Here is a 10,672-nt window from a genome sequence, read left to right as displayed (position 1 = left end):
CGCCTATGGCGTGGCGATGAACACCCGCTTCAACGGCTTCGGCGACGCCGAGACGGTGCAGATGGACGACGCGCCCATGGCCTCAATGTACGGCCTGGCCCCGCGCTCGATTTCCGCGCCTCGCGCCGAGACGCAGAACGTCGTCAAACTGTCGCGCGCCCGCGGCAGGAAGCGTCGGCGGAAGTAGGCTCCGCCTGTCGTTCGTTGGACTTCGCGCGGCCGGTCGCTCCGTCCCGACCGCGCGCCTTTGCTTGGACGGGCGCTCAAACTCCCCGAGAGGACCAGAGAATGAACGCTGAGGTTCAACCCAACCGCAAAGCCGAGCTGCTGAGCGACACCGTCGAGCACGTCGCCATCGACCAGTACGACGCGCGACCGGTCATCGACGCCATGCGCAAGATGAGCTTCACCAGCCGCGACACCGCGCGCGCCGCCGACATCCTGACCATGTCGCTGGAGGACAAGGGCTGCTCCACGTGGCTGACGCTGGCCGGCTCCACCAGCGCCGGCGGCTGCATGCACATCTACCGCGACATGGTGAAGTACGGGATGATCGACGTGGTGGTCTCCACCGGCGCCTCGATCGTCGACATGGACTTCTTCGAGGCCCTGGGCTTCCGCCACTACCAGGCCCACGCCGAGGTCGACGACCGCGACCTGCGCGCGCTCTACATCGACCGCATCTACGACACCTACATCGACGAGGAGGAGCTGCAGAGCTGCGACGCGACGATCAAGGATCTGTGCGATGCGCTCGAGCCGCGCCCCTATTCCAGCCGCGAGTTCATTCACGAGATGGGCAAGTGGCTGGCCGCCGGAAACGCGAAGAAAGCGGGTTCGCTGATCCAGACCGCCTACGAGGAAGGCGTGCCGATCTTCTGCCCGGCGTTCACCGATAGTTCCGCCGGCTTCGGCCTGGTGAAGCACCAAGTGGAACGAATGCAGGCCAAACAGCCCTATCTGACCATTGATTCCGTGGCCGATTTCCGCGAGCTGACCGACATCAAGATCGCCGCCGGCACGACGGGCCTGTTCATGGTCGGCGGCGGTGTGCCGAAGAACTTCGCCCAGGACACCGTGGTCTGCGCCGAGATCCTCGGCCACGAAGCCGAGATGCACAAATACGCCGTGCAGATCACCGTCGCCGACGTGCGCGACGGGGCATGCTCGTCCTCAACACTCAAGGAGGCCTGCTCCTGGGGCAAGGTCGACGTCACCTGGGAACAGATGGTGTTCGCCGAAGCCACCACCGTGGTGCCGCTGATCGCCTCCGACGCCTGGCACCGCAACGGCTGGAAGTCCCGTGAGAAGCCCCGCTGGGCCAAGCTGTTCGCCAAGGCCTAGATCAACGAAGCCCAAGCCACGCGGACACGGTCGCTCATCCTCGCAGCCGCCGTGTCCGCGCAGCCGCCCGCCCAATGTCGGACGCGGCGCCTTGCGACCAAGCGCCGCCCTAGCGCGTTAGCGCTGCATGTCCAACGAAACGCCATCCGCGCTGGGCCTTCCGCAGGCCCGCATCGCCGAGTTGATCATCGATCACGCGCGCGACTACGCCATCTTCACCATGGAGCTGGGCGGGCGGATCACCAGCTGGAGCACCGGCGCCGAGCGCATCACCGGCTATACCCCGGACGAGGCGGTGGGCATGGACTTCCAGGCCTTCTTCACCGCCTCCGACCAATCCACGGGCCAGGCCCAGCTTGAGCTCGACAAGGCCTGGCGCGACGGCCGGGCGGAAGACACCCGCTGGCACGTGCGCAAAAACGGCGAGCGGTTCTGGGCCAATGGCGTCACCTCCTCGTTCATCGAGGGCGAGCTCAAGGGCTTGGTCAAGGTGATGCGCGACGAGACCCGCAACCGCCTGGCCGACGAGCAGCGCATCCTGCTGCTCAACGAGCTCAACCACCGGATCAACAACACCCTGGTCACCGTCCAGTCGCTGGTCGAGCAGACCCTGCGCGCCACCGACACCGACCGCAGCATACGCGAGAACCTCACCGCGCGGCTGCTGGCGCTGTCCGACGCCCACCGCCTGTTGGTCGATCAGAACTGGGCCGGCGCCGATCTCGAGGCCATCGTCGAGAAGGCGCTCGCGCCCTATCAGGACGGCGACCGGTCCCGCCTGCGCATGGACGGGCCCAACGTCCGGCTGAGCCCGCAACAGGCGGTGTCGATGGCGCTGGTGCTGCACGAACTCACCACCAACGCCGTCAAGTACGGCGCGCTGTCAGTCCCGGACGGCTTCGTCGAGACCGCCTGGAACCTCCACTACGACGAGCTCGGCGCCCGCCACATGACGTTCCTCTGGCAGGAGCATGGCGGCCCAGCGGTCACCGAGCCGATGCGGCGCGGCTTCGGCTCGCGGCTGATCTCACGCAGCTTCGGCGAGGACGGCGGCGGAGAGGCCCGCATCGAATTCCATGCCGACGGCGTGCGCTGCGGCGTGCATCTGCCGCTGATCACGCCCGCCGAGATGGAGATGATGGACCCGACCGCGATCCATCAGGAGGCCGGCGACTAGGGCGGCGGGCCGAGTTCGGCGATCTCCACCGCCTCCAGCGCCTCGACGGGATGGCCGGCGGTCTGGTGCAGGTGGGTGTCGTCGAACCAGGCGCACCACACCTTGGTCTCGCCGTTGCTGTCCGGACTGACGCCGGTCACCGCCATCACCGCTTCGCCGCCCTTGAGCCGCACGCGGTCGCCGCACTTGAATGTCTGCGTCATCTGTTCCTCGTGGGCATCGATCAGGCGAATACGCCATCGGGTTCCCAGACCAACGGTCCGCGGCCGAGCTTGGCCAGCCGGTCCTCGGCGCTGGAGCGGCCGGTGACCAGCGACGGGGTCTCCAGGCGGAACGAGTGGTAGCCGCGCGAGCCCGAGCCCCAGCCGAGGCCGGTCTTCTGCGCCGCCTTCAGCCGCTCGCGCTCCTCGGCCAGCTCGGCGTCGGTCAGGTGGAACACGCGGCGCTTGCTCTCGCACGAGATCGGCGAGGAGATCTCCAGGAACACCTTGCGACGCGCCTCGGCGTAGGCGTCCAGCACCTCGTCGCCGCGCTCGCCCTTGACCACCGCGGCCAGGGCGTCGATCAGCGCGAAACTGTCGAACATGCCGCCGGTCAGGCCGAAGCCGCTGGTCGGGTTGGTGACGTGGGCGCTGTCGCCGGCCAGCAGCACGCGGCCGACCCGCATCTTCTCCACGCAGCGCTGGTGCATGCTGTAGGGCGAGAACAGGTCGAGCTGCGCGCCCTCTCCTTCGTTGGGCAGCACCCGGCGATAGTATTCGAAGATCCGCTCGCGCACGCCGGCGACCGGCAGCTCGGCGTCCTCGTGGAACGTCACCCGCCACTGCCCGTCGCGGGTCAGCCGCACGATGATCGCCCCGTAGTGGTTGTCGATCATCAGGTTGCTCATCGGGTGCCAGCCGTGGCCCTCGAAGTCGAAGCGCATGTTGGTGGCCACGAACCGGTCGGGCCAGGTGTAGCCGATCAGCTCCTGGCCGATCGCCTTGCGTACGCCGCTGCGTCCGCCGTCGGCGCCGATCACCCATTTGGCGCGGATGGTCTCGGGCCCCTCCTGGGACTCGGCCTCCACCTCGACGTAGTCGTCGAACTGCTTCAGCCCCATGAACCGCGAGCCCCAGGTGCAGGTGGTCTGCGGGTAGCGGTCCATGTGCGCCAGCGCCACCTCGGTGAGCTCGTTGATCGCCAGCGTCAGGGTGTAGGGATGGTCGAGCCCTTCCGGGTACTGCGACTTCGACACATAGGCCTCGCCGGTCTTGTAGAACCGCGAGCAGTTGGTGTTGCTGAGGAAGCCCGCCTTGGTGGCGTCGTCGAACAGGTCCAGCAGCATCAGCCCGTCCAGCGCCTGGCGGTGATAGGTCATCGCCCGGGGCGAGGGCATCACGCCCTGCTCGGCCTCGATCACCCGCACGCTCAGGCCGTGCCTGGCCAGTCCGATGGCGGCGATCAGGCCCACGGGTCCGCCGCCGACTATCAGGACGTCGTCCATACCGTTTCCTCCCATTGCTCCCGGCCGCGCCGCGCGCAGTCCGTGTCAGCCCGCCGACCTTGCCCCCGATCGCTCGCCCAGGCGATTGAGAAGCGCGAAACCCGCGATTGCGCGCCACGCAATGTTCCTATCGATGCATTGCGCCGGCCTGCGCTTCTCCCCTTGCGGGAGAAGCAACGCGACATCGCCCTCTAACTCCCGCCCAAATTCACCGGCACAAGGATTGCACCCAGGCGGGCGAGCAGGCGCGAGGCGGATATCCATTGAAGACCGTGGCGGTGATCGCGTTGAAGGGCGGCTCGGGCAAGACCACGGTCGCCACCCACCTGGCGCTGGCCGCCTATCGCCGCGGCCTCGCCGTCCTGGTGGTCGACATCGATCCGCAGCATTCGGCGCTCGATGCGCTGGGCGCGCGTGAGACCCCTGGCCCCGACGTCGTCGCCTCCACCGGGCCGAAGCTGGTCTCCGCCCAGTTCGCCGCCAGCGGTCTGGCCAAGGACCTGCTGATCATCGACACCCCGGCCGGCGCGGTCGAGGACGTCGGCGAGGCCCTGGTGCTGGCTGACCTCGCGGTGATGGTCGTGCGCCCGACCCTGCTGGATATCGCCGGCCTCGTGCGCACCTTCACCATGGTGCGCAAGCTGGGCAAACCCGCCGTCGTGGTGGTCAACCAGGCCCCGGTGGCGCGCGAGGCGGTCGAGGCGCCGCTGGTCAAGCGCGCCCTGCGCGGCCTCGAATACATGCAGGCCCCGCTGGCCCCGGTGATCCTGCGCGCCCGCGCCGTCTACCAGACCGCCCTGGAACGCGGCCGCTCGGCGGAAGAGACCCCCGACCGAGCCGCCGCCGCCGAGATCGCCGCGCTGTGGGACTACATCGCCGCCAAGGCCCAGATCACCAAGGCCCAGCCGCAGGAAGCGTAAGGCCTCTCCGGCCCTTCCCCCTTCCAGGGGGAAGGGAGGCACGGCCCCCCCAAACGCAGCAGGGGCGCCCAGGTCTCCCCGGACGCCCCCTCTACGGACACGTGAGGCGCGGCGGAATCAGACGCCGCGCAGGGTCGGGTCGATCGGCCGTTGCGTCGGGTCCGACGGGTCGCCCGCGGTGCGGTCGATCACGCCCTGGCCGCTGAACGAGCGGGCTTCCGCATAGCGGCGGCGCTCGGCGGCGATCTCGTCGGCGCTATAGGGCGCAGCGGCTTCGTCGAACTGCGCCCAGCCGGCGTCGCGATAGACGCCGCCCCGCTGCAGCGCATCGACGCCGCCGCGGCCGTTCAGCACCTGCTCGGCGGTCGCCCGCTCGGCTTCGGTGTCGGCCCGCACGCTGACCAGGGTGCCGCCGCGCCGCACGCCCTCGGCGTAGACATGGGCGTCCTCGTCGGAGTGGCCCGCGTCCTTCAGGGCGCCGAGCAGACCGCCCGCCGCGCCGCCGGCCAGCGCCCCCACGACGGCGCCCGCCGCCGTCGACACCAGCCAGCCCGCCGCGACCACAGGGCCCAGGCCCGGGATCGCCAGCATGCCGAGGCCGGCCAGCAGGCCCGCGCCGCCGCCGAGCAGGCCGCCGGTGGTCGCGCCCTTGCCGGCGCCTTCGGCGGTGTCGTTGTCGTCGTCGCTTCTGAGGTTGTCGTCGTTCAGGCGGTGGCGGCCTTCGGCGTTGCTGGCGATCAGGCTGATGTTGTCGTCACGCACGCCCGCGGCCTTCAGCTCGCGGACCGCATGGGCGGCGTCGTCGTGGTCGTCGAACAGTCGGGTGACAGCTTGCACCATGTGGGGCTCCTATCTTGAGAGGGAAAAGTGGGTTCCAGACGCGCGCCTACTTGGCGGTGACCGCGCCCTTGAAATCGAGCGAGACGTCCATCGCCTTGCCGCCCTTCTTGGCCTTGGCCATCCACATGCCGTCGGCGGTCTTGGTCAGGCCGGTGACGTCGGTGTAGCCGGCGTTGGTGATGTGCCCGCGCGCCTGGTCCTCGGTGAAGGAGTTGGCGGCGGCGGCCGGGGCCCCGTCGGCCGAGGCGTTGGTGTCCACCGCGGCGTTGGCGGCCGGCGGAGAGACCGCCCCGCCCGGGGCCATGGCGCCGTCGGCGGCGGCGTCGGTCGCCGCAGCCGTCGCGGCGGGTGCGGACGCCATCGCGGCGCCGGTGTCATTGGCCGCATCGGCGGTGGTCTCGGCGGCGGGTTTCGAACAGGCGGCCGCGAGCAGGCTCATCGAGAGTGCGGCGGCGAGGGTGAGTACGGGTCGTGTCATAGGGCGGATCCTTCAGCAGCAAGCCCGCACAGCGCGCCGCCGCCGCAACCGTTCCTATGGTCAAGCCGGGTTTTGACAGCCGGCGCCGAGAAATTCGGCACGGCCTTGTCGCCCGGCTTTTCGCGGGAACCGCGCGCCCGCCCGCGGGCTTTGGACGGGGGTCTGCAGCCTTGCCGATAGCGCAACCCTGAGCGCCTGAAGCCGCCAGCGCCGCGCCCGCAGCCGCCAACATCTGAAGGGGTTCGCCCCATGGGTATCGAGACCATCTTCGCCCACGTGAGCTGCAGCCCCGGACCCGGCCCGTTAATTCGAGCGGAACCGCACTTTGCTATCTCCGCGTCAACCGCCGGAAGTGCCACCATGCCCGTGCTCGTCGAGCGCATCGACCCGATCGCCGTCAACTGCCTGATCTGGGCTGGCGCAGTCTCACGCGCCGAGGCGCTCGGCTTCCCGGCCCGCATCGACGCAAAGCGGTCTGACTTCGGCTGCCGCTGGATCAGCTATTTCTGCGCCGACGCCGACCTCTCAGACCTCGACGCCGCCTGTCCTCTGGAGCTGCGCGAGCGGCTGCGCCCCGTCGTCGCCGGCCTCGCCGCCAAGGGCGCGTTCCGGATGATGCTGGTCTCCAACCACCGCTACAGCGACCCGATGCTCAGCGCCTGGCGCACCATGACCGCCACCGACGCCGACTACGCCTCCGACCCGGTCATCGTCCACGATCTCCCGACCGCCGCACGCACGCTGGGCCTCACGCCGGCCGAAGCCGAGCACGCGCGCGTATGGATCGATGGGTGTTTGGAGAGGATTTAGTGGGATGCGCTCGCCGGCCAGTGCTGGCCGCACGGCGGTTCACCCAATAGCTGTGCTCTAGCTCCGCCCGCACACAGACTGCACCCTGCCTGTGGCTCCACCCACTGAGCGATCTTAGAGGCGACGCCGAGCACAAATGCGCGGTCGCGACGCCAGACAGGCGGGGAGGCGACGCGCAGACGAGCGACAGTCCTAGTAGGGCCTCCTCGCACCTGAAGCGTCGCCGCTTCGCGCGCAAAAAGATCAAACATCCCCCCTCACGTATTGGGGAAAACGACGACGCCGCCAGCTGTCTCTTCGATCCTAGTCCGACAGGCGGCTTTGAATGCGTCGTCCTTAGGGTGATCTAAGAGATGGAGCGCGACCGCATATAAGTCTGCTGTGCGAATGAGCGCCGAGCCAAGCCGCTTGGCGTTCGTGAGGCTTTTCTGTGTGAACTGCTCCGCGCGAGTCGCTGGCGCGGATAGACGAAAGCCGTTGCCGAATAGAATACCCTTAGCCGGCTCATCGATGTCTTCACGCTCAAAATCCTCCCCGATGTTCGACTCTAGTTGACGAAATTTCGATATGTCGATGGCGCTAGAGTCCTTGCCCTCGGATTCTCCGATCAGTCGTCTTCCGGTCGGACTCACGATCAAGTGGTCGATCTCCAGATCGCCAATACGGACTGTCTTAACTGCATAGCCTAGCAGGTGAAGCACCTTCTCTATCGCACGCTCCAGTGGTTTACCGGTTTCGTATAGGAGGTGCGAGTACTCCAAAATATCTGCCCTTCGACGCGTTTCCCTGTCCCTCTCACCGCGAAGCTCCTCGAGCCGAGCATCAATTTTGGCAATGACACCTTCAATCTCGTTGATGGATTTAGGCTTGGCGACTTCGTTCAACCAATCTGGTGGAGGGGTCAATTCCGCCGAACCCTTCAGCATACGATCAATCGCGATTAGCTGTCCGACCAACGCACTTGAGACTTTAAGAGCTTTTCTACTCCAAATCTCTCCGTCCTCCTCGGAAAGCTCGACAAATTCGTCAGTCTGGAAATCAAAATGAGGAAGTAGCACCAGATGTCCTGGTCGATCTTCAAAACTTACCACCCCCCCGATGGCAGTTCCATCCTTCGCGGCAAAGACCTTGCGCATCGACGTCGAATCTTCGAACACTACACGGTATTCTGCTATATCTTTTATAGCATCATAGAGACCCTTGAACGCTGAGTCTTTCACCATCACATTGCGGCCGTGCGCATTTCTAACTTGTATTTTTCCAGGAATTAGGCTATAGTTATCAATGGTAGCGGTTTGATAGTTTCTGCTACTTTTCGATGTCATAGAAGTACTAACGACCACAAGATCTTTCTTATAATCACTTAGCACCACGAATATTGTCTTTCCGGTATCAAGCGCGTCACTCAATTCGCGCGACCAATGAGATGTCGATCTCCTGAATTGCGCCGTACCTTCTACAGATATACAAGATCCTCCTGCCGAGAAATCGATGCGATCGTACCAAGGTAGAGTTGGATTGAATATTATTATATCGTAGTCAAGAAGAGATCTTTCGGAATTATATTCGAGTTCATTTTTTATAGTCGGTATTTCAATGTTGATGCAGGCGATGGTTTTCATAGTAGACTCATAGTCTATGATATGCGTGCGCTGCCAGAATCTGGCAGTCAGTGTGCCTGCTGGCGGCCCAAAGGAAATTTATCGCGTCACCGTCTCCGAGTCGCAAGACGTAGCGATGACCGAGTGCGGTAGGAAAGCCAATGCCGCGTCGTGCGAGTTTACTAGCCGGGACGGGCAACTGTGAGGTCCGCCTATTTTCCTCGTGATCGAGATTGCGTCCGTCGTTGCGTAGTCCCGCGGAAATTCGGACCGGCCTCAATGACGACTGCTTAGCCGGATAGTCACGCTTGCCAACCTCAAGAATCACAGCGGACGGATGGTTTTCGCGTTGAACTATACGTCGAGGCGCACTCCGCGCGCCGTCCGTCACTCCGCTGCTACCTCCACAGCCTCGCCACCCCGCCCCCGCGCCTTCGCCGGCTTGTGGACCACCGGATACACATACGGCCCGAGCGCCAACAGCAGGCCCAGCGCCACGATCATCAGGCCGCCGAAGCTCAGGAAGGCGGTGACGTAGCTGCCCAGGCGGTCGTAGGCCATGCCCAGCAGCGCCGGGCCTAGCCCCGCGCCCATCGCGAAGGCGGCGAACAGGTAGCCGTAGATCTGGCCGAACCGCTTCTGGCCGAAGTAGCGCGAGGTGAGGAAGCCGACGAGGTCGATCTCGGTGCCGGCGGCCAGCCCCAGCGCGATGATCCCCAGCAGCGGCGCGTGCCCGCTGGCCAGCAGCCCCAGGCCGCCGACGCACAGGGTGAAGAAGAACGCCGCCACATAGGGCGCGAAGATGCGGTCGACCAGGTAGCCGGAGATCAGCCGCCCGGCCATGGTCGAGAACCCCACCGCCATCATCATCTGCGCCGCCGCCGTCGGCGTGTAGCCGCGGTCGGTGAGCAGCGGCACCACGTGCACCATGGAGCCGTTGACCACGGTCGACACCATCAGCACGCTGGGCACCAGCAGCCAGAACGGCCGCGAGCGGATCGCCTCTGCGATGTGCATGCCCGGCAGCACGTCGCTGGAGACCGTGCCGGTGACGCCGGCGGCGCTGGCCGGTTCCTGCACGAACAGCCACACCGCCGGAATGGCCAGCACCGCCATGCCTGCGGCGATGACCATGTAGGCGTAGCGCCATCCCACCTGGTCGATCAGCGCCTGGGCGATCTGCGGCATCATCGCCGCGCCGACGCCGACGCCGGCCATGGCGATGCCCAGCGCCAGGCCCCTCCGCTCCTCGAAGAAGGCGGAGATCGACTTCACATAGCTGATCGGGCTCTGCGCGCTGCCGGTGATGCCGCACAGGGTCCACAGCAGGGCGAAGGCCACGAACGTCGGGCTGGCGCCCAAGGCGACGATGGTCAGCGCATAGAGCGCGATCGCCGGCAGCAGCACCCGGCGCACGCCCCAGCGGTCCATGGCCATGCCGACCAGCGGCAGCATCGCCGCGCCGACGAACGACGAGAACATGTGGGTGGCCGACAGGTCGCCGCGGCTGACGCCAAACTCGGCGGCCAGCGGCTTGAAGAACACGCCGGAGGTGTACATCAGCACCGGCCCGTTGGCGACCATCAGCGCCGTCGTCGACCCGGCGACGATCCACCAGGGGTTCTTCAGGTTGAGCCCGGCCATGCAGTGTTCCTCCCGAGCGCGTCAGGGTGAAGTGGGAACCAGTTCACCCGCCCGACGCGCGACATACTTGGATCGCGACCCACCGGGTCGCGGGGGGCGTCTGACGCGCCCTGCGGCTAGGCGTAGCACGGGCTAGGGGATGCGTCCTCTGTCCGCACCGCCGCATGCCCCACCCCCCGCTCATCCCGGCGAAAGCCGGGACCCAAGCGGGCCCTCTACGCGCAAACTGCGCCTCAGCTTGGGCCCCGGCTTTCGCCGGGGTGAGCGGATGCTGGGGAAATCCCCCTCGCGCCGGCCGCACCGGGCGCCTAAGCTCCGCCTTGCCGGGCGCGCAGACGCCGCGGCGCGAGGGAGGCTTCCACATGACCCAAC

10 protein-coding genes and 1 pseudogene are annotated in these 10,672 nt (G+C 66.4%); 5 read left to right on the top strand and 6 right to left on the bottom strand.

Annotated features, from left to right (window positions below):
• From Q8R27_RS01465 to Q8R27_RS01455, 3 genes and pseudogenes are all read left to right on the top strand, one after another.
• Positions 1-187 (top strand): annotated as a pseudogene (locus Q8R27_RS01465) (type III PLP-dependent enzyme); the annotation flags it as partial.
• Positions 188-288: 101 nt separating this feature from the next.
• Entirely contained in the window at positions 289-1,344 is a 1,056-nt protein-coding gene (locus tag Q8R27_RS01460; RefSeq protein WP_305697340.1) for a deoxyhypusine synthase, read from the top strand.
• Positions 1,345-1,471: 127 nt separating this feature from the next.
• Complete coding sequence (locus Q8R27_RS01455; protein WP_305697339.1) at positions 1,472-2,521, top strand: sensor histidine kinase; 1,050 nt, start codon at positions 1,472-1,474, stop codon at positions 2,519-2,521.
• Here Q8R27_RS01455 and Q8R27_RS01450 read toward each other — a convergent pair.
• Together Q8R27_RS01450 and Q8R27_RS01445 are read right to left on the bottom strand one after the other, a co-directional pair.
• A complete protein-coding gene (locus Q8R27_RS01450; protein ID WP_305697338.1) occupies positions 2,518-2,724 on the bottom strand; it encodes a DUF2158 domain-containing protein in 207 nt (68 codons plus the stop codon). The two genes, Q8R27_RS01455 and Q8R27_RS01450, sit on opposite strands and share 4 nt — an antisense overlap.
• A gap of 20 nt (positions 2,725-2,744) precedes the next feature.
• The gene (locus tag Q8R27_RS01445) at positions 2,745-4,007 is read right to left on the bottom strand and encodes an NAD(P)/FAD-dependent oxidoreductase (protein WP_305697337.1); all 1,263 of its coding nucleotides are present in this window, start codon (positions 4,005-4,007) and stop codon (positions 2,745-2,747) included.
• A 272-nt stretch (positions 4,008-4,279) separates the two neighbouring features.
• On the opposite strand from Q8R27_RS01445, the gene Q8R27_RS01440 reads away from it, so the two are divergent.
• Positions 4,280-4,927 carry a ParA family protein gene (locus Q8R27_RS01440; protein ID WP_305598171.1) on the top strand — a complete coding sequence of 216 codons (648 nt, stop codon included), beginning with the start codon at positions 4,280-4,282 and terminating at the stop codon, positions 4,925-4,927.
• 117 nt (positions 4,928-5,044) lie between these two features.
• Here the strand turns inward: Q8R27_RS01440 and Q8R27_RS01435 are convergent, their stop codons facing one another.
• Complete coding sequence (locus tag Q8R27_RS01435; RefSeq protein ID WP_305697336.1) at positions 5,045-5,767, bottom strand: hypothetical protein; 723 nt, start codon at positions 5,765-5,767, stop codon at positions 5,045-5,047.
• Positions 5,768-5,813: 46 nt separating this feature from the next.
• Positions 5,814-6,245: a hypothetical protein gene (locus tag Q8R27_RS01430; protein ID WP_305697335.1), complete on the bottom strand. Its 432-nt coding sequence runs from the start codon at positions 6,243-6,245 to the stop codon at positions 5,814-5,816.
• 360 nt (positions 6,246-6,605) lie between these two features.
• Between Q8R27_RS01430 and Q8R27_RS01425 the strand changes: the two genes are divergently transcribed.
• Entirely contained in the window at positions 6,606-7,055 is a 450-nt protein-coding gene (locus tag Q8R27_RS01425) for a hypothetical protein (protein ID WP_305697334.1), read from the top strand.
• Positions 7,056-7,312: 257 nt separating this feature from the next.
• Here Q8R27_RS01425 and Q8R27_RS01420 read toward each other — a convergent pair whose 3' ends face one another.
• Both Q8R27_RS01420 and Q8R27_RS01415 read right to left on the bottom strand, forming a co-directional pair.
• Positions 7,313-8,677 (bottom strand): hypothetical protein, encoded by a 1,365-nt coding sequence (locus Q8R27_RS01420; protein WP_305697333.1) that lies wholly within the window; start codon positions 8,675-8,677, stop codon positions 7,313-7,315.
• A 366-nt stretch (positions 8,678-9,043) separates the two neighbouring features.
• Positions 9,044-10,300 (bottom strand): MFS transporter, encoded by a 1,257-nt coding sequence (locus Q8R27_RS01415; protein WP_305697332.1) that lies wholly within the window; start codon positions 10,298-10,300, stop codon positions 9,044-9,046.
• Positions 10,301-10,672 lie beyond the last annotated feature (372 nt).

Source organism: Phenylobacterium sp. (genome assembly GCF_030697305.1).
In the GTDB taxonomy this organism is placed as follows: Bacteria; Pseudomonadota; Alphaproteobacteria; order Caulobacterales; family Caulobacteraceae; genus Phenylobacterium.
Note: the sequence above shows the minus strand (reverse complement) of the source record. Positions and strands in the feature narration are given on the sequence as shown.

Bases quoted from the DNA above. Each gene is read 5' to 3' on its own strand.
- Q8R27_RS01435 (WP_305697336.1), bottom strand. From the start codon at position 5,767: ATGGTGCAAGCTGTCACCCGACTGTTCGACGACCACGACGACGCCGCC.
- Q8R27_RS01460 (WP_305697340.1), top strand. From the start codon at position 289: ATGAACGCTGAGGTTCAACCCAACCGCAAAGCCGAGCTGCTGAGCGAC.
- Q8R27_RS01415 (WP_305697332.1), bottom strand. From the start codon at position 10,300: ATGGCCGGGCTCAACCTGAAGAACCCCTGGTGGATCGTCGCCGGGTCG.
- Q8R27_RS01420 (WP_305697333.1), bottom strand. From the start codon at position 8,677: ATGAAAACCATCGCCTGCATCAACATTGAAATACCGACTATAAAAAAT.
- Q8R27_RS01430 (WP_305697335.1), bottom strand. From the start codon at position 6,245: ATGACACGACCCGTACTCACCCTCGCCGCCGCACTCTCGATGAGCCTG.
- Q8R27_RS01425 (WP_305697334.1), top strand. From the start codon at position 6,606: ATGCCCGTGCTCGTCGAGCGCATCGACCCGATCGCCGTCAACTGCCTG.
- Q8R27_RS01455 (WP_305697339.1), top strand. From the start codon at position 1,472: ATGTCCAACGAAACGCCATCCGCGCTGGGCCTTCCGCAGGCCCGCATC.
- Q8R27_RS01450 (WP_305697338.1), bottom strand. From the start codon at position 2,724: ATGACGCAGACATTCAAGTGCGGCGACCGCGTGCGGCTCAAGGGCGGC.
- Q8R27_RS01445 (WP_305697337.1), bottom strand. From the start codon at position 4,007: ATGGACGACGTCCTGATAGTCGGCGGCGGACCCGTGGGCCTGATCGCC.